The organism is Pararoseomonas baculiformis (assembly GCF_017813395.1).
In the GTDB taxonomy this organism is placed as follows: Bacteria; Pseudomonadota; Alphaproteobacteria; order Acetobacterales; family Acetobacteraceae; genus Roseomonas; species Roseomonas baculiformis.
Genome location: NZ_JAGIZB010000043.1, coordinates 1 through 18,275, shown reverse-complemented (window position 1 = coordinate 18,275; position 18,275 = coordinate 1). Strand labels below are relative to the sequence as shown.

16 protein-coding genes and 3 pseudogenes are annotated in these 18,275 nt (G+C 67.5%); 15 read left to right on the top strand and 4 right to left on the bottom strand.

What is annotated here, in order from left to right; all coding sequences use genetic code 11:
* Positions 1-115: 115 nt before the first annotated feature.
* A pseudogene (locus J8J14_RS25240) lies at positions 116-498 on the bottom strand (transposase); the annotation flags it as partial.
* A gap of 376 nt (positions 499-874) precedes the next feature.
* On the opposite strand from J8J14_RS25240, the gene J8J14_RS22870 reads away from it, so the two are divergent.
* From J8J14_RS22870 to J8J14_RS22830, 9 genes are all read left to right on the top strand, one after another.
* Positions 875-1,882, top strand: coding sequence for a LysR family transcriptional regulator (locus J8J14_RS22870; protein WP_209381860.1), 1,008 nt, complete (start codon positions 875-877; stop codon positions 1,880-1,882).
* Between the two features lie 147 nt (positions 1,883-2,029).
* Positions 2,030-2,920: an ABC transporter substrate-binding protein gene (locus J8J14_RS22865; protein WP_209381859.1), complete on the top strand. Its 891-nt coding sequence runs from the start codon at positions 2,030-2,032 to the stop codon at positions 2,918-2,920.
* A 19-nt stretch (positions 2,921-2,939) separates the two neighbouring features.
* A complete protein-coding gene (locus tag J8J14_RS22860; RefSeq protein ID WP_209381858.1) occupies positions 2,940-3,821 on the top strand; it encodes an NAD(P)-dependent oxidoreductase in 882 nt (293 codons plus the stop codon).
* Positions 3,822-3,886: 65 nt separating this feature from the next.
* Positions 3,887-4,876: a tripartite tricarboxylate transporter substrate-binding protein gene (locus J8J14_RS22855; RefSeq protein WP_209381857.1), complete on the top strand. Its 990-nt coding sequence runs from the start codon at positions 3,887-3,889 to the stop codon at positions 4,874-4,876.
* 10 nt (positions 4,877-4,886) lie between these two features.
* Positions 4,887-5,759, top strand: a complete 873-nt coding sequence (locus tag J8J14_RS22850; protein ID WP_342452520.1) for an amidohydrolase family protein — start codon at positions 4,887-4,889, stop codon at positions 5,757-5,759.
* An 11-nt stretch (positions 5,760-5,770) separates the two neighbouring features.
* Positions 5,771-6,499, top strand: coding sequence for a PIG-L deacetylase family protein (locus J8J14_RS22845; RefSeq protein ID WP_209381856.1), 729 nt, complete (start codon positions 5,771-5,773; stop codon positions 6,497-6,499).
* On the top strand, positions 6,496-7,188 hold the full coding sequence (locus tag J8J14_RS22840) for a 4-carboxy-4-hydroxy-2-oxoadipate aldolase/oxaloacetate decarboxylase (RefSeq protein WP_209381855.1): 693 nt from the start codon (positions 6,496-6,498) through the stop codon (positions 7,186-7,188). Before J8J14_RS22845 ends, J8J14_RS22840 begins: the two co-directional genes overlap by 4 nt.
* Before the next feature lie 32 nt (positions 7,189-7,220).
* On the top strand, positions 7,221-8,225 hold the full coding sequence (locus J8J14_RS22835) for a Bug family tripartite tricarboxylate transporter substrate binding protein (protein ID WP_245216099.1): 1,005 nt from the start codon (positions 7,221-7,223) through the stop codon (positions 8,223-8,225).
* Positions 8,226-8,276: 51 nt separating this feature from the next.
* Positions 8,277-9,263: a Bug family tripartite tricarboxylate transporter substrate binding protein gene (locus tag J8J14_RS22830; RefSeq protein WP_209381854.1), complete on the top strand. Its 987-nt coding sequence runs from the start codon at positions 8,277-8,279 to the stop codon at positions 9,261-9,263.
* Positions 9,264-9,476: 213 nt separating this feature from the next.
* On the opposite strand, the gene J8J14_RS22825 is transcribed toward J8J14_RS22830, so the two are convergent.
* On the bottom strand, positions 9,477-10,442 hold the full coding sequence (locus J8J14_RS22825; RefSeq protein ID WP_209381853.1) for an MBL fold metallo-hydrolase: 966 nt from the start codon (positions 10,440-10,442) through the stop codon (positions 9,477-9,479).
* A 227-nt stretch (positions 10,443-10,669) separates the two neighbouring features.
* On the opposite strand from J8J14_RS22825, the gene J8J14_RS22820 reads away from it, so the two are divergent.
* On the top strand, positions 10,670-11,671 hold the full coding sequence (locus tag J8J14_RS22820; RefSeq protein ID WP_209381852.1) for a tripartite tricarboxylate transporter substrate-binding protein: 1,002 nt from the start codon (positions 10,670-10,672) through the stop codon (positions 11,669-11,671).
* Between the two features lie 40 nt (positions 11,672-11,711).
* On the opposite strand, the gene J8J14_RS22815 is transcribed toward J8J14_RS22820, so the two are convergent.
* The gene (locus J8J14_RS22815) at positions 11,712-12,695 is read right to left on the bottom strand and encodes a D-2-hydroxyacid dehydrogenase family protein (protein ID WP_209381851.1); all 984 of its coding nucleotides are present in this window, start codon (positions 12,693-12,695) and stop codon (positions 11,712-11,714) included.
* 4 nt (positions 12,696-12,699) lie between these two features.
* Positions 12,700-13,686, bottom strand: coding sequence for a Bug family tripartite tricarboxylate transporter substrate binding protein (locus J8J14_RS22810; RefSeq protein ID WP_209381850.1), 987 nt, complete (start codon positions 13,684-13,686; stop codon positions 12,700-12,702).
* 130 nt (positions 13,687-13,816) lie between these two features.
* Between J8J14_RS22810 and J8J14_RS22805 the strand changes: the two genes are divergently transcribed.
* The 5 genes and pseudogenes from J8J14_RS22805 to J8J14_RS22785 form a co-directional block, all read left to right on the top strand.
* Positions 13,817-14,818, top strand: coding sequence for an aldo/keto reductase (locus J8J14_RS22805; protein WP_209381849.1), 1,002 nt, complete (start codon positions 13,817-13,819; stop codon positions 14,816-14,818).
* Between the two features lie 100 nt (positions 14,819-14,918).
* Positions 14,919-15,914, top strand: a complete 996-nt coding sequence (locus tag J8J14_RS22800) for a catechol 2,3-dioxygenase (protein ID WP_245216098.1) — start codon at positions 14,919-14,921, stop codon at positions 15,912-15,914.
* A gap of 269 nt (positions 15,915-16,183) precedes the next feature.
* Positions 16,184-16,696: pseudogene (locus J8J14_RS22795) on the top strand (transposase); the annotation flags it as partial.
* A gap of 66 nt (positions 16,697-16,762) precedes the next feature.
* Positions 16,763-17,245 (top strand): IS110 family transposase, encoded by a 483-nt coding sequence (locus J8J14_RS25945; protein ID WP_209381847.1) that lies wholly within the window; start codon positions 16,763-16,765, stop codon positions 17,243-17,245.
* A gap of 174 nt (positions 17,246-17,419) precedes the next feature.
* Positions 17,420-18,082 (top strand): annotated as a pseudogene (locus tag J8J14_RS22785) (IS3 family transposase); the annotation flags it as partial.
* Between the last annotated feature and the right edge of the window lie 193 nt (positions 18,083-18,275).

Genomic DNA, 18,275 nt, shown 5'->3' with positions numbered 1-18,275 from the left:
GGCGGCTTCGGGCTCGGGGCAGCTGACTTCTGGCTCATGTCCCACTCCTTGGGGTCACGATGAACCGGAAATCCTCCACTCCTCAACCAACCCCGCCTGTCTCAGGAGACCTGACGGCAGACAAGCCGCTCTGGTTGACGCCAAGAACGTGGCAGAGACGGTGCACGGGGAATTCCTCTTTCGCCGCATCGATGAGCGCGAACCTCATCGACTTCCCTCCCGAGCGGAAAAAGCTGTAGCACGCTTGAGGATATCCCGCTCCTGGCGAAGGATCTCGTTCTCCCGCCGCAGTCACTTCAGCTCGGCCGCGACATCTTCCTGCCCGGGCCGCCCGAGCTCATCCATCTACCGGTCCCCGCTCCGGCTGATTCACCGGACCAGCGTCGACAAACCAATCCCAAGATCCTCGGGGATCTCACGCTGGCTCCGACCACTCGTCCGAACCAGCCGGACCGCCTCCTCCTCAAACTCCTTCGTGAACCGTCTCTGCTGCGTCATGGAGCTCCCTTTGCCTCATCAGGAACCCTCCACCTTTTTGAAGTAAGTCCACCTAATGCTTGCAGCTCAGCACCGGCGTGTCCGCGCCGAGGTCTTCCGGATCTGCCGGCAGGAGACGTGCGCCCGAACGGCGGCGTGAACGAGAAGGCCGTCGCGTCGCTCGGTCCAGCGCGACCGCTGCCAGAACAACTTGGCGATGTCCTCGGAGGGGCTTGATCCAGCTTGGAGCCGCCTAAAGCCGAGGAAGAGATTGCTGCCAATCGTGCATGCTTGGACAATATCTGCGCAGCCGGGGCTGTGCTCGGTTCACCGAACTGGCGCGAGCGATCACAATTTTGGGTGCTGCTCGCCCTTGGGGCCATGAATGAGGCCGGAGATGCTTACACGACGCTACCTCGAACAGAAGTTGAAGATGCACCACCTCCGGGCGGTTGAGGCCATCATCCTTCACCGCAGCCTCCTCAAGGGGGCAGCGGCACTGGGCATCACCCAGCCCGCGCTGACCAAAACTCTGCAGGAGCTCGAGGACATTCTGCAGCAGCGGCTCTTCGACCGCCTGCCGCGGGGAGTGCGGCCCACGGAGGCCGGAGACCTCTTCGCCCAGTTTAGCCGCCGTCTGCTGGCCGAGATCCGTCGGCTGGACGAGGAGCTCGACCGCCTTTCCGGCCCGGAGGGCGGCACGGTCGCCATTGGCACGCTTCCCGTTGCGGCCACGGGCGTGCTTCCTGGCGCGCTTACCCGGCTGAAGCAGCAGCATCCTCAGCTACGTGTCCGGCTGGAACAAGGGCGCACCGAGGACCTTCTGCCCAAGCTGGCCTCGGGCGAAATCGACTTGATCGTCGGACGGCTATACGAGCCCTCCATTCCCGATGGCTTCCTCCGGGAACCCTTGTGGGAGGAGCCGATCTCGGTGCTGGCGCGCCTGGATCATCCGGTCTTCCGGCTCCCGGAGATTACGATGGCGGCGCTCCGCCCTTATGATCTGGTGCTGCCGACTGTCACCCAGAGGGTGGGGCAGGAGATCGAGGTCTTTTTGGAGAGGCTGGCCCTGGCGCCCACCTCCTCGCTCCGCTCCAGTTCCTATGGCTTCATCCGGGAGATGCTGCACGGCACCGACATGCTCTCGATCATGCCACGCCTAATGATGGCGGGAGACCTGCTGCGGGGAACGCTGAAAGTGGTTCCCCTGCCCGAGAAAGCGCCGCCGCGGCCCGCGGGCATCATTCTTCCGCCAAACCGGGTGCTGCCGGCTCCCGCACATGCCTTCCTGGCTGCGCTTCGCGCGCATGTTGCGGAGATCGGGGAGCGTGGCCTCACCTCTATAACCACTTCTAATAGCTCAGCCGCAGAAAGCGATAGGACGCGCAGCCGGAGAAGGCGCTAGCTAGCTCCAGCCAGCAGGACGACCCCGGAGCTTGCCCGCGGTCGGCCCGCATAGCCTCGTGGGAGCGGAACGGGCAGGATGGTGTCCTTCGGCATATGCGGTATCCAGACCAGGGACTACGGTTCGCAGCCGGGGCAGCGCTGAACCATGGCCGGGACGGAGACGCCCCGCACCCTGCGGGCCGCGATGGGAACATATCCGCGCACCCGTGCCCTGAAGGAAGGGCAGGTCGCCTCGCCACTGCTGCGACTGGATTTCGCCGATATTCGGGTCATCAGCCGGGCCTTTGCGCCGATGGTGCGCGAAGGACGTTTCGATGTTTCTGAGATGGCGATCGCCACCTTCCTGCAGGCCCGCGCCATGGATCGGCCTCTGGTTCTGCTACCGGTGGTGCTTGCATCGCGCTTCCAGCAATCCGCGCTCCTCTGCCGCACGGAGAGCGACATCCGCGGCCCAACGGACCTCGCCGGGCGTCGCATCGGTGTGCGCGCCTATAGTCAGACCACCGGCATGTGGCTGCGCGGGATCATTGCCGAGGAGGGCGGCCCCCGTCCAGAGGAATGCCGCTGGATCACCTTCGAGGACGCGCATGTCGCCGGCATTGCCGACCCGCCCTGGGCGGAGCGCGCGGCGCCCGGGCAGGACATGCTGGCCATGCTGCGAGAGGGCGCGCTGGACGCGGTGATCGTTGGCAACGACATGCCGGATGATCCGGAGCTGCGTACCGTCTGGGCCGATCCGGATGCGGCCGCGGCAGCCTTCTGGCAGCGCCACCGCATCGTGCCGGCGAACCACCTGCTGACCGTCTCGCGCGAGATGGCCGACTCCCGGCCGGAACTGGTGGTGGAACTAATGCGGATGGTCCGCGCCGCCGCCACGCCGGTGCCTGCGGGCGAGCACGGCCCGCCGCCCTCCAGCCGCGCCGCCCTGCGCCCCGTGCTGGAGCTGGCACTTCGATATATGGCCGCGCAGGGCATGCTGCCGCGGCCCCTGACACCGGACGAGGTCTGGGACGGCCTTCCCGCCGGCGTGGAATGAGAGTGATGGAGGACCTGGCATGACGCGCTTCGCGATCATCGGCTTCGGCGAGGTGGGCGGCATCTTTGCCCGCGACCTGCGCGCCGGCGGCGCGGCGGAGATCCATGCCTTCGACACCGACGAGTCAGCGCGCGCGCGCGCCGCGGCGGCCAGTGCCACGGTCCATGCCAGCGCGATGGAGGCCGCGGTGGCGGCCGATGTGCTCTTCGTGTCCGTCACCGCCGGTTCCGCCCTGGCCGCGGCGCGCTCGCTGGCCGGGGGGCTGAGCCATGCGCCCTTCGTGGTCGATGTGAACTCCGTCTCCCCCGGCACCAAGCAGGCCGCAGCCGAGGCGGTGTCGCAGGCCGGGGGCCGCTATGTCGAGGCGGCGGTGATGTCCAGCGTACCGCCCAGGGGGCTGCGCTCCCCCATCCTGCTGGGCGGGCCGGATGCAGAGGCCTTCCAGGCGCTGATGGCGCCCTTTGCCATGGACCTCACCATCTTCCCGGGCCCGATCGGCAAGGCATCGGCGGTGAAGATGTGCCGCAGCGTCATGGTGAAGGGGCTGGAGGCGCTGACCACCGAATGCATGCTGGCGGCCCGCCATTACGGCGTGGAGGGCGAGGTGCTGCGCTCCCTCTCGGACACCCTGCCGCATAAGGACTGGCGCGGGCTCGCCCGCTACGTGATCAGCCGCGCACTGCTCCACGGCAAGCGGCGCGCCGAGGAAATGCGCGAGGTCGCGCGCACCGTGCAGGAGGCAGGGGTGGACCCGCTGCTTAGCTCTCCGATCGCGGAGCGCCAGGACTGGGCCGCTGCGCGTGGTCGAGCGATGACGCCAGCGCAGCTCGCCACCACCGATCTCGACGCTCTCCTGACGGCTGTGGAGGCCGCTACGCCGCGCCGCGCCGCCGCCGAATAGTCAACCCACATAGTCAACCTACCAAGCCGCACAACGAAAGAAGCGGCCGTCCCCAGGAGGATCCCATGTCCATCCGACGCCGCGACACCCTGCAGCTCGGCGCGCTTGCCGCCGCCGCTGGCCTGTTCGCGCCCGCCCTGCATGCTCAGGAGCAGACTTCGCTGCCGAATAAGCCGGTGCGGCTGATCGTGCCCAATGCCGCCGGCGGCGTGGCCGACCTGACGGCGCGGACCGTGGGCCAGGGCCTGTCCGAGCAGCTGAAGCAGCCCGTGGTGGTAGAGAACAGGCCGGGCGCGGGGGGCATCGTCGCCGGGCAGGCGCTGCTCGCCTCCCCCGCCGATGGCTCCAGCCTGATGGTTGCGACCAATGCCCATGCGATCAGTGCCTCCCTGTTCCGCTCGCTTCCCTTCGACCCTATTCGCGACTTCGCTCCGGTCGGGCTGATGGGCGGCTTTGCCATTGCGATCCTCGTGGCCCCGAATTCTCCGATCCGCACGGCGCGTGACCTGATCGCCCGGCTGAAGAGCGACCCGCGTGGCAGCAATATCGGCACCATCAGCGTCGGCAGCACGCAGAACCTGGCGGCGGAGCTGTTCAAGACCAGCGCCGGTGTGGAGGCGGTCACCGTGCCCTTCAGCGGCACGCCGGCCCTGCTGACCAGCCTGCTGCGCGCCGATGTGACGGCCGCCTTTGAGATCGTGGCCCCGATCACCGGGCAGATCCGCGATGGCGCGCTGCGCGCAATCGCTGTCACCTCCGCCACCCGTGCCGCCAACCTGCCGCAGGTTCCGACACTGCAGGACGAAGGCCTGGCGGGCTTCGACGTCACCTCCTGGAATGCGCTGGTCGCGCCCGGCCAGACGCCGGCCCCCGTGGTTTCGCTGATCAATCGCGCGCTGAACACCGTACTGGCCGATCCCGCGGTCCGGGCGAAGCTCCTGGAGGCCGGCGTGGAAGCGAAGGGCGGCGAGCCCGCCGCGCTGGCCCAACTGATGGCGGCCGAGGCAGCGAAATGGCGCGGCGTGATCGAGCGCGCCGGCATCGAGAAGCAGTGAGCGAGGCATCGTGAGCATCAAGACCTGCAAGGGCCCCGACCCCGATACCCGGAAGCCCGCCTACAAGCTGCCTCCGGGCTCCGTGGACGCGCATTGCCATGTCTTCGGGCCGGGCGACCAATTTCCCTATGCACCGGACCGTTCCTATACGCCGCCGGATGCGCCGGTGGAGGACCTGCGCCGCGTGCATGCCATCCTGGGCGTGGACCGCGCGGTGATCGTGCAGGCGAGTTGCCACGGCACGGACAACACGGCGATGATCGACGCGATTGAGCGGAGCGAGGGCGCCTATCGCGGTGTCGCCATCGTGGATGGCACCATCACCGACTCAGGCCTGGAGGAGCTGGACCGCGGCGGCGTGCGCGGCGTGCGCTTCAACTTCGTGAAGCATCTCGGTGGCACGCCGGACCTCGACGTGTTCGACCGCGTGCTGGACCGGATCCAGCCGCTAGGATGGCATGTGGTGCTGCATCTGGATGCCGGTGACATCCTGGAGCATGCCGACCGCATCGCCCGTATCAAGGTGCCCTTTGTCATCGACCATATGGGCCGGGTGCAGGCAAAGAACGGGTTGGAGCAGGAGCCCTTCCGCCGCCTGCTGGAGCTGATGCAGAACGAGCTGGCCTGGGTGAAGATCTGCGGGCCAGAGCGCGTCACCTCCGTGGGAGCGCCCTTCCATGATGCCGTGCCCTTCGCCCGCAAGCTGGCCGAGGTGGCGCCGGACCGCACGCTTTGGGGCACCGATTTCCCGCATCCGAACATCGCGGGCGACATGCCGAATGACGGTGACCTCGTGGACATCCTGGCACTCGCCGTTGAGGACGAGGGCGCGCGCCGCAAGATCCTGATCGACAACCCCGACCGCCTCTACTGGGCGCGCTGAGGAATCCAGCCATGTCCGGCACACAGAAATCCGGCCTCGTTGTTACCGCCCATCCCGGGGACTTCGTCTGGCGCGCGGGCGGCGCCATCGCGCTGCATGCCAAGCTCGGCTACCGCATGAAGATCGTCTGCTTCTCCTTCGGCGAGCGCGGCGAGAGCCAGGGCGCATGGAAGCAGGCTGGCATGACGCTAGAGGCATGCAAGCAGGGCCGCCGGGCCGAGGCCGAGGCCGCCGCCGCCATCCTGGGCGCGGAGATCGAGTTCTTCGATTCGGGCGACTATCCGCTGCACTTCACTGAAGCGATGATGGAGCGCCTGATCGACATCTATCGCGAGGTGAGCCCCGCCTTCGTCCTCACCCATGCGGTGCGGGACCCCTACAATGTCGATCACCCCAAGGCCTCCGCCATCGCGCAGGAGGCGCGGATCATCGCCCAGGCCGCCGGCCACAAACCCGGGCCGGGCGGCGTCACCTATACCGCGCCCCAGGTCTTCCAGTTCGAGCCGCACCAGCCCGAGCAGTGCGATTTCAAGCCTAACCGCATCCTCAACATCACCGAGGTATGGGACCAGAAGTGGAAGGCCTTCGAGCAACTGCCTGCGCAGCGGCATCTCTGGGACTATTATGAGCGTGTGGCGCTGAACCGCGGCATGCAGGGCGGCCGGAACTCCGGTAAGGCCATGAAGTATGGCGAGGCCTACCAGACCATCTTCCCGGATGCGGTGGAGGTGCTGGCATGAAGCCCGTCGTCGTCCGCCACAATCCGCGCGCCGAGCTGGCGCTGGCCGACCGCTTCGCATCCCTGGGTGTATCAACCACGCATGAGGCGTCCGGGCGCGCCCCGAATCTCATGAAGACCTATATGCGCCCGGCCTGGCCGGGCGCCTCGGTCGCCGGCACCGTCGTCACCGTGCTGGCACAGCCCGGTGACAACTGGATGATCCATGTCGCCGTCGAACAGTGCCAGGAGGGCGATATCCTTGTTGTCGCCTGCACCACGGACAACACGGATGGCATGTTCGGCGACCTGCTGGCCACCTCACTCAGGGCCCGCGGCGTTCGCGGCCTGGTTATTGATGCCGGGGTGCGCGATGTGGCGGTGCTGCGGGAGATGGGCTTCCCCGTTTGGTCCCGTGCTGTCTCGGCCCGCGGAACGGTCAAGGCGACGCTCGGCTCGGTGAATATCCCCGTGGTCTGCGCGGGAGTGTCCGTACGACCGGGCGATATCGTGGTGGCTGATGACGACGGTGTTGTGGTGGTGCCCTCCACTGACATCACCGCGGCCCTTGCTGCCGCAGAGAAGCGCCAGGCCAATGAAGGCGACAAGCGCGCCAAGCTCGCCTCCGGCGTGCTCGGGCTCGACCTCTACAACATGCGGCCCGAGTTGGAGAAGGCGGGGCTCCGCTACGTCGACCGCCTGGACGGCTGAACGGGCGCGCTGCGCCAGGGGGAGGAAACAAGATGAAGAACGAGAAGATCGCGCTGCGGCGGCGGGGCCTTTGGCAGGCCGCCGGCGTCACCCTGGCCGCGGGGCTGGTCCCGCCGGCGCGCGCAGCCTCGCCCTGGCCGAAGGACCGCCCGGTGCGCGTGATCGTGCCCTTCACGCCGGGCGGCTCGACCGACATCCTGGCACGCGCAGTGTCACAGCGGCTGGGCGAGGAGCTGGGGCAGAGCTTCGTGGTGGAGAACCGCGGGGGCGCCGGCGGCACCATCGGGACCGAGCTTGTCGCCCGGGCGCCTGCCGATGGCTACACGCTGTTGATGGGGCATATCGGCACGCTTGCCGTCAATCCTGCCCTCTACCCGAACCTGCCCTTTGACACCGTCAGCTCCTTCCAGCCGATCGCCCTGGTGGCCGTGGTTCCCAATATCCTGGTGGTGAATCCGAGGGCCGCCGATGTGCGCGACGCGGCCGGGCTGATTGCGCTCGCCAAGCGGCGGCCCGGGGCGCTGGCCTATGGCTCCGGCGGGAATGGCAGCGCGGCGCATATCGCCATGGTGGCCTTCAACACGGCCGCCGGCATCGAAATGACGCATATCCCCTACCGGGGGACGGGACCGATGCTGAATGACCTTATAGCCGGGCAGATCGCGTTGACCATGACGGGCGGCCCTCCGGTCCTGCCGCCGGTGCGCTCCGGCCTGGTGCGCGCACTCGGAGTATCCAGCCCGCAGCGCCTGCCGAGCGTGCCGGAGATCCCCACCATCGCGGAATCCGGCCTACCCGGTTTCGACGCGGTGCAGTGGTACGGGTTGGTTGGGCCGGCGGGCATGCCGCGCGAGATCGTGGACCAGCTCAACGCGCGTTGCGCCCGCATCCTGCAGGAGGCGGCGCTAAAGAGCCGGCTGGAGGCGGAGGGTGCGCAATTCTCCCCGGGCACACCGGAGGACTTCGCCGAGCTGATCCGCACCGAGCGCCATCGCTGGGGCGCACTGATCCGCCAGGCCAACGTCCGGCCGGATTGAGCAACGAAGCCGGGCGCCTGCATACACGGAACTGAGCAAGGAAGACGACTGATGAACGTTGTGAGTGGCAGGGGCCTCAGGCGCCGCACCGCCCTTGGCCTGCTCGGAGCACTCGCCTTGCCTTCCGTCGCGCAGGCGGCTTTTCCGGATCGTGACATCCGCCTTCTGGTCGGCTTCTCGGCGGGAGGCGCCGTCGATCTGGTCGCGCGGCTGGCGGCGGATGCCCTGCGGCCCGTGCTCGGGCAGAATGTCGTGGTGGAGAACCGTTCCGGCGCCTCCGGCCTCATCGCGGCCGAAGCCGTCGCGAAGTCCGCGCCGGACGGCCACGTTCTCTACGTGGCCGCGATGAGTGCCTTCGCGGTGCTGCCGCAGCTGCCCGGCCAGCCCATGCCCCTCGACATGGAACGGAACCTAACCCCGGTAGGCAACATCGCGGGCGTGCTCAACGCCTTGGTCGTGACCCCGCGCGCGCCTTTCCGAACGGTGCCGGAGCTGATCGCCTATGCGAAGGCCAACCCGGACAAGCTGACCTATGCCTCCACCGGAAACGGGACAAGCCAGCACCTGGCAGGTGAGCTTTTCGCGCGACAGGCCGGCGTTCGGCTGACCCATGTGCCCTATCGCGGCGGGTCCAACGCCATCGTGGACATTGCCGCAGGGCGTGTAGACATGATGTTCGGTAATCTCCCCGAGTTCGTCGGCCAGATCAGGGATGGCGGCGTTCGGCTTCTCGCCTTCGGCAGCCGGCAGGTCTCGCCCCTCTTCCCGGACACGCCCCTGGTCCATGACACGCTGCCGGGCTTCGAGGTGACTAACTGGATCGGCCTGGCCGGTCCCGCAGGCCTCGCCGACGTAACGGTCGAAACCTGGAATGCGGCCATGGCGCGCGCCACGGCTTCCCCCGAGTTCCAGCGGCGCATTCTGGAGAATGGGATGGCGGTGCTGAACCAGGACCAAGCGGCCTTCCGTGCCACTATCGCGAGGGATCGTGCACGCTGGGGCGACGTCATCCGGAGTGCCGCCATCCGGGCCGAATAGGCGCCCCGGAGGCTCGTCACCACCGCCCGGCGGCAGCGTTCCCTGAAGCCCATCTGAAGCCACCATGGCACCGATGATCTGCTGTCATTAGAGGTCGCGATCGCACGAGGATTCGGCCAGCTGGATGCGGATACCGGCAAAGCAGAAGCGGCGTGTGCCGCTCATCTGATAGCCCTGGCCGTCGAAGGTGCAACGGCCAGGACCTCGCCTCGGCTATGCGGTCCAGTCGGCCGGCACGAAGCGGAACCCCTCCCCGTCGCGGGCGATGAAGCCGTTGGCGGGGAAGGGAAAGTGATACCCGGTGACGCGGACGCGATCGGCCGCGCAGCGGTCCAGCACATGGCGGCGCGTGACCTCCGCGGCGGCCGGGTCGAAGTCATACATCGCATGCAGGCCGGGGCGACGGACGAAAAGCTCCGGCCGGTGGGTGACATCGCCCAGGATGAGGAACTGCGCATCCCCGTCCGCCACATGCCAGGAGGTGTGGCCCGGCGTATGGCCCGGCGTCATCACGGCCCGGATACCCGCCGTGGCCTCCTGCCCCTCCTGCACCCGGCGGATGCGATCGCCGTAAGGTGCGAGGCGCCGCTTGAGGTTAGCGAAATTCGGCTTCTGCCGCTGCGGTGCCGATGCCGCGTTCGACTCATCGCTCCAGTAGCGCCATTCCATATCGGGGATGACGATTTCCGCGTTGGGGAAGGACTTCTGGCCCTCGGCGGTGGTGAGACCGGTGATGTGGTCGCCATGCACATGGGTCAGCGCAACAATGTCGATGCGCGCTGGGTCGATCCCGGCGGCCCGCAGGTTGCTGGCGGCCTGGCCGGCGGTCGGGGCGAGTTGGCCGCCGGTGCCGGCGTCGAAAAGGACGGTGTGGCGGGGCGTCTGCACCACGGTCAGCGTGTATGGCGTGATGTAGTGGTCTGTGGGAAGGAAACTTTCGGCAAGGGTGCCGCGCACGGACTCAAGCGGAGCGTTGACCACGAGGCCTTCAAGCGTCGGCAGCCGGCCGATGCCGTCGAAGACCGTGGTGGCGGTGAAACCGCCGATACGGAAGCGGTGGAAGCTGGGATTCACGGGGGCGGCCGGCGGGGCGGCCGGGGCCTGTGCCGCAGCGCTGCCTGCCCGTGTCAGCAAGGCAGCCGCTCCGAGCGCCAAGCCGGCCTGGCGACGTGTGATCATTTCCTGTTCCCTTCCCTGTCCCGATGCCTGCCAGCGCGGCGCATCGGCCCGCGGGGCGCAAAGGTTTTGCTGCCCGTATCTCACGAGCTGCTTCGCCAGATTAGCGCGAGCGCAGGCATTTACCAGAATACGGTTCGCTTCCGACACCATCGTGTGAGCAAAAAATCTGTCCCTTCGTGTTCGGCGCGAATGCTGCAAGGCTGTACGCAAGACATGGGAGGATGACGATGCGGAGCCTTGCTCGCCGCCGGCTGCTGGCCGCGCTGATCGCGATGGGCGTCCTGAGCGGCTTAGCCAGCAACGCCGCCGCGCAGGACGCGTCATCCGCTTTTCCAACGCGACCCATCAGCATGGTCGTGGGCTTCGCACCCGGTGGACCGGCCGATGTGATCGCCCGCCTGATCGCCCCAGGGCTCAGCGTCGATCTGGGCCAGACCGTCGTGGTGGAGAACGCCGGGGGCGCCGGCGGATCGATCGGCCAGGCCCGGGTCGCGAGCGCCCGGCCGGATGGCCATACGATCCTCTTCGGAAGCCTGGCACAGGCGATCATTCCGACGCTTCTCCGCGACCTCAGCTTCGACCCGCTGGCGTTGGAGGCGATTGGGATGGTGAACGAGGTGCCGATGGCCATCATTGCGCGCCGCAACTTCCCCGCCAGCAATTTGGCGGAGCTGGCGGCTGTGGTCCGGCGTGAGGGAGCACGCCTGAACCTGGGCAATGCCGGCGTGGGTTCTACCAGCCATCTTTGTAGCCTTTTGCTGAGCGCATCCATCGGCACGCCGGTGACGCTGGTTCCCTATCGCGGCAACGGGCCCGTGATGAACGACCTGATGGCGGGCAGACTCGATCTCGGCTGCGATCAGACCACGAACAATGCCGAGCAGATCCGCAGCGGAACAATCCGCGCTTATGCGATCACCACCCCCGCCCGCGCCGGCTCCTTGCCGGATGTCCCCACGACGGCCGAGGCGGGGCTGCCCACCATGCGCATGTCGGGTTGGAACATGCTCTTCGCCCCGGCCGGAACGCCACGCCCAATCGTGGAGCGGCTGAACCAGGCACTGCTGGCGGTGCTGCGCAACGAAAACGTGCTCCGTCGGATGGCCGATCTCGGCAGCACGCCCGCGAGTGGCGAGCGGACCACGCCGGCCGGTGCGCAAGCCTTCTGGCATGCCGAAACGGCTCGATGGAAGCCGCTGGTCCAGGCGTCGGCGCCGTCCGTGGATTGACGCGCCTCCTCTCCCGGGCAGGCCCGGAGAGGCGCTGAATCTAGGGTTGGGCCGTGGCGACGTGGCGCTCAGCCAGGGGCGCCGCGACCACGCGGATCGGATGTCCGGCCAGCCAAGCCTGCACATCCTCAAAGGCTTCTCTGTAGCGGGCCAGAATATTCTCTCGCGTGCGCCCGCCGATATGGGAGGTGAGCAGGGTATTCGGAAGGCTGCGGAAAGGGTGGTCGGGCGGCAAAGGCTCCCTGTCGAAGACATCGAGCCCGGCTGCGGCAATGCTTCGGCTGCGGAGCGCATCCACAAGGGCGGCCTCATCCACGATCGGGCCGCGGGACGTGTTGACCAGGATCGCATCGGGCCGCATGGCCCCAAGCTCCGCGCGGCCGACCAGGCTGCGGGTCCGGCTGCTGAACCGCATATGAATGCTCAGCACATCCGATTCCGCGAACAGCGCCTCGCGCCCGACAAGCCGGACACCCAGCTCGGCGCAGCGCTGCTGCGTCAGGTTCTCGCTCCAGGCAATGACCTCCATGCCGAAAGCCTGGCCCACCCTGGCCATGTCGGCCCCCAGCCCGCCAAGGCCCAGCAATCCGAGCCTGCGCCCCGTCAGGCCTCGGCCGAGCCCTGCACCCCATCCCCCCTCCCGGATGGTGCGGTCCTCCGCGGGGATGTGCTTCACCAGCCCCAGGATGAGACCCCAGGCCAGTTCCACCGTGGCCATGGTGAAGCCCAGCCCCGTGCCGCAGACCGTCACGCCCCGCGCGGCCAGGGCTGGCAGGTCGAGCGCCGCATTGCTCATGCCATGGGTCACCAGCAGGCGCAGCTGCGGCAAGTGTTCCAGCAGCCCGGCATCGAAGCGCGTCTCCTCGCGCGCCGTCACGACCATGTCGCAATCGGCCAGAAGCTGCGGGGCCTCCGCTTCGCTGACGCGCCCGTGGAAGCGCACATCAATCCCGGGTGCCAAGCGCGCCCAATCGGCCGCTTCGCGTGCCAGGTCGAGATAGTCGTTGATAACGGCGAGGCGCATCGCGCTAGGTCTTGCCCAGGCCAGCGAGTTCAGCCGCCCGTCTCGCATTCTCCAGCTCGGTTCGCAGGAAGGCGGCAAAGCCCTCGGGTGTGCGCTGGGCATCGCTGCCCAGGATGGCCCCGACCTCGGAGATCCGGGCCTGCACGCCCGGTTCGGCCAGTGTGGCGGTCAGCGCACCATGGAGTGCTGCCCGGACCTCCTGCGGTGCCCCGGCAGGGAGAAGCAGCCCGCCGAAGCTGCCGGCTGTGTAGCCCGGCAGGCCGGCCTCGATGAAGGTCTGCACCTCCGGCACGAGGGGCGAGCGCTGAGTCGTCGCCACGGCGATGATCCGCACCTTGCCCTCGCGGTGCAGCGGCAGGGCGGAGGGAAGCTCTACAAAGCCTGCATCGACCGTGCCGCTGATCAGGTCAGGCATCATCGCGCTGCCACCGCGATAAGGCACATGGGATGCTCGCACTCTCGCACCGGCCAGCATGAGTTCCAGCGCGAGATGCGCGGCGCTGCCATTGCCCGGTGTGGCCACGGTGACCTGCCCTGGGCGCTCCCGCAGCATGCCGAAGAAGTCGGTCAGGGTCGTGACGCCCAGGCGCGAGGAAGCCTGGCAGACCATGGGAAGAATTCCGACCAGGCCGATCGGCTGGAAGTCCCGCTCCACGTCATAGGAGAGCCTCGCCTGCAGCACCGGATTGGCGGTGAGCGGCCCCCCGGAGCCGAAGAGCAGCGTGTAGCCGTCGGGCGCCGCGCGCGTGACCAGCTCGGCGCCGATACTGCCGCCCGCGCCCACCCTGTTCTCGATCACGGCGGAACTGCCGAGGCGCTCGGCCATGCGCGTGGTGACAATGCGCGCGAGCAGATCCGTGATGCCGCCCGCAGCAAACGGAACGATGATACGCAGCGGCCGCTCCGGAAAGGCTGCGAGGGCAGGACGCGGCAGCGCTACCGCCGCAGCGAGTGGAGCAGCGGCCTGCAGCAGCAGACGGCGTGTCGACATGGGTCGTTCCTCTGGCTCGGCATCTTCGTCCGATGTCGAAACCATGCCACCCCGGATAGGGCCGAGCAAGCGACGACTTGCCGCTCCATGGTTGTTGCAGCACCATCCCGTGGCGAAGGAGACAAGCACCATGCAGCAGAGACGGTTGGGGCGCACGGGACTTTCCGTCTCAGTGCTCGGCTATGGATGCGGCGCGATCGGCGGGCTGATGGTGCGCGGCACGCAGGCGGATCAAGACCGGGCGATCGGCCGTGCCATCGATGCCGGGGTCACCTATTTCGACACGGCTGCGGTGTATGGGGACGGTGCTTCCGAGCGTAATCTCGGCCGCGTCCTCCGCGCGCTCGGGGCCAAGGTCGCGGTCGGCACCAAGGTGCGGATCTTTCCGCAGCAGCGCGGAAACATCGCCGGCACCATCACGGCTTCCCTGGAGGCAAGCCTCGAACGCCTGGGGCGCGACCGTGTGGACATCTTCCAGTTGCACAACCCGATCACCCTTTCAGGCGAAGCGCCCGCCTTTACCCCGGATGCGATCCTGGGCGAGGCCGTGCCCGCGCTGGAAAAGCTGCGGGGTGAGGGAAAGGTGCGCTGGTTCGGCATCACCGGGCTCGGCGATGCCCCGGCGCTGCGCCGGGTGCTGGATGAGGGAGGCTTTGCGACCGCGCAGATGCCTTACAACATCCTTAACCCGAGTGGCGTCGCGCCTCTCCCGCCCGGCTCCGCCATGCCCGATCTGGGCCGGGTGATCCAGCACGCGGCCAGCGCGGATGTCGGCGTGATGGCGATCCGCGTGCTCGCGGGCGGGGCGCTCAGCGGCTCGGAGGCGCGCAGCCCGCTGGGTGTGCCGAAGGTGGACCCGATCGCCTCCGGCTCCAGCTACGCCGACGATGTAGAGGCGGCGCGGCGCCTCCTGCCACTGGTCGAGGCAGGCTATGCCGCGGACCTCGTAGAACTCGCGCTGCGCTTTGCCATGATGCCCGAACAGGTCAGCACCGTGCTCGTCGGGACCTCCAGCCTGGAGGAACTGGATCACGCGGTCGCCGCGGTGAACCGGGGACCGCTGCCGGAAGAGGCGCTCTCGATGCTTGGCGGGCTGCAGGCCGCCCCGCAGGATGCTGCCTCGCCGGTATGATGGGCGGTAATAGCGGGGGCGGAAAAAGCGATGGGACCTGGCCCGGGCGGCGCCACTATCTTCGCCCGGACCCTCCGCCAGAGAGGGCGGAGGGATGATCATGGACGCCGAGCCGATCATGGACGTCGCCCATCTCGGGCATGTCGAGCTGCTGACACCCAGGCCCGAGGAATCGCTGCGTTTCTTCGTCGATGTCATGGGCATGACGGAGAGCGGCCGGCGGGGTGACAGCGTCTATCTCCGCGGCTGGGATGATTACGAGCGCTACTCCCTCCAGCTCACCGCCTCCAGCACATCCGGCCTCGGCCATGCTGCCTTTCGTACCCGAAGCGCACAGGCGCTCGGGCGCCGCGTAGCGGCGTTGCGCGCCGCGGGGCACGAGGTCTGGCCACATGAGGGCGAACTTGGCCACGGCACAGGCTGGCGCTTCCGCGATCCGGATGGCCATGTCTTCGAGCTCTACTGGGAGGCCGAGTGGTATGAGGCACCGCCGGAGTTGCGCCCCTCCCTCAAGAACCAGGCGCAGCGCTTTCCCGCGCGGGGCGTGAATGTCCGCCGCCTTGACCACTTCAATTGCCTGGCGGTCGATGTGCGTGGCTGCCGCGAGTTCTTCGAGAGCACGCTCGGCCTGCGCTGCACCGAGCGCATCGAACTCGACAGCGGTGAGGAAGCGGGGATGTGGCTCACTGCCACGAACAAGAGCTACGACTTCGCGTTCACGAAGGAGGCGCACGGCGTTCCCGGCCGCTTCCACCATGTGACCTTCGCCCTGGACAGCCGCGAGGCCATCCTCCAGGCCGCCGACATCTTCCTTGAGCACGGCGTGCATATCGAGACGGGCCCCCACAAGCACGCCGTCCAGCAGACCTTCTTCCTCTATGTCTATGAGCCCGGTGGCAACCGCGTGGAGGTAGCCAATGCCGGCGCGCGCCTCGTTCTCGCGCCGGATTGGCGGACCATCACCTGGACCGAGAGCGAACGAAGGAAAGGCCAGGCCTGGGGCCTAAAGACGATGGAGAGCTTTCACACCCATGGCTCGCCTCCCCTTCCGACAGCGCCAGGGGACGATCTTTCGGAACACGGGATCGCGTCATGATGCGGGTCAAGCAAGTCGCACTGCCTGCAACCGCGATTTCCGCCCTGTTCGCGTTAACGTCCACGCCAGCAGAAGCCCAGGCTCCCATTCCTCCCCGCTAGCCTGCGACTCTCTCGCGGGGCTGGACCTCTCGGGCGAGCTCAGAGTGGCCGCCCGCATCAACACGGCCTCGGTTCAGACGGAGAACTGGCCTGCGCCTGTTTGTGACCTGCCCCCTTAAAACGGCCCGCCGGTAATGTGAGATCGGCGGAACGGTGGAGGGCGTAGGGATGGCGAGGAAGCACCACAGGCCGGAGGAGATCGTGGCGAAGCTGCGTCAGGTTGAGGTGCTGCTGGCGCAGGGGAAGTCGGCGGTCGAGGCGGTGCGCAGGATCGGAGTGACGGAGCAGACGTACTATCGGTGGCGGAGTGAGTACGGGGGGGCTGAAGCTGGACGAGGTGAAGCGGCTGAATGTGCTGGATCAGGAGAACGGCAGGCTTCGCCGGGTGGTGGCGGACCTCACCCTGGAAAAGCTGGTGCTGAAGGAAGCCGCCTCGGGAAACTGGTGAGCGCTGCCCGTCGTCGGGGCTGCGTTGAGCATGTCACGGGCAAGCTGGGCGTCTCGGAGCGGTTTGCCTGCCGGGTACTGGGGCAGCACCGCTCCGTGCAGCGCAAGGTACCCAGGGTAGCTGACGACGAAGCGGCGCTGACGGAGAACATCATCAGCCTGGCCCGGCGGTACGGGCGCTACGGGTATCGGCAGATCACAGCCTTACTCAGGGCTGAGGGCTGGTCCTGTAACCACATGGCCTAATCGCATTGGGGCCAGATTAGGCTCCGCTCCGGTTCCATTCTGACGGAGGATGTGATGGTTCTCTATGTGGGCTTGGATGTGTCTCAGAAGGAGACGGAGATCTGCGTCATCGACGCGGAGGGGCGCCGGGTCTGGCGTGGCAAGTGCCCGTCGCGTCCTGAGGTGATTGCTGCGGTGCTGGGGGAGCACGCTCCTCGTGCCACCCGGGTGGGCATGGAGACCGGGCCGCTGGCCATCTGGCTGTGGCACGGCCTGAAGGCTCTCGGCATCCCGATCGACTGCTTGCACGCTCGGCATGTCGCGGCGGCTCTTTCATTGCAGGTGAACAAGACGGACGCCAACGATGCGCACGGCATCGCCCAGGTGGTGCGCTCAGGAGTTGGGGCCTGCAGCTGGCGGCGCGGGTCGGAAACCGAAAGGCGAAGGTGGCCGTGGCGCGCAAGCTGGCGACCATCCTGCATCGCATCTGGCTGGACGGCACGGAGTTCGAGCCCGTTCCAGCCCACTGAGCTCCCGCCTCGGCGGGGGACGTCCTGAGCAGGACGCTGGCCAGGTCACCCCGGACTCGCTTGTGCGACCCAAGTGGGAGCGCGGGAATCACATCGGGGGACCAGCTGGCGCGGGCCATGATGAGGCGAGCCCGTCTCGACCTCGAAGACGACAAGGTCTGCTGTGCCAGGACACCACCATGAACACGGAGGTTGACCGCGATTAGACGACAAGCGGGTGGAGCGCATCTGGCGGGCGGAAGGTCTGAAGGTCCCCTCCCGGCAGGCCAAGCGGGGGTGGCTGCGGCTGGCTGACGGCTCCTGCGTGCGGCTGCGGCCGGAGCGGCCGAACCACGTCTGGGCCTATGACTTCGTCGAGGACCGCACCCGGGATGGGCGCAGGTTCCGCATGCTGAACGTCGTGGACGAGTACACCCGCGAGTGTCTGGCCATCCGCGTGGGCCGCAAGCTCAAGGCAGCCGACATCATCGACGTCCTCTCCGACCTGTTCATCCTGCGCGGCACGCCGGGTCATGTTCGTTCAGACAACGGGCCCGAGTTCGCAGCCACAGCCGTGAAAAGCTGGATCACTGGCGTGGGTGCCAAAATGGCGTTCATCGAGCCCGGCAGTCCCTGGGAGAACGGCTACGTGGAAAGCTTCAACGGCAAGCTCAGGGACGAGCTGCTGAACGCCGAGGTGTTCAACACCCTGGCCGAAGCCAAGGTCCTGATCGAGCATTGGCGACGGCACTACAACACCGTCCGCCCGCACTCATCACTGCGCTACTGCCCGCCCGCACCCGAGGTGCTCCTCGCGCCCATCCCGCCGACCCTCAAGAGCCCTGAACCCTCCGGTTCAGCCCCAGCTCTCGCCAAGATTCACTAAGATTTTGGCCGGACCCCCGCGTGGGGGCTGGTCAATCGAAGGTCCGATTAATCAGTAATTTTCAGGCTATTAGTCGGCCTTGAATAACCAGCAACCTGTTGATCTGGAGCAGGAAAGTTCGGGATTTGGGATGCTGGAATTGCAGGGTTCAGTTGGAACGATGCGGTATTCCTGCGATTCTGTCAGCCATGAA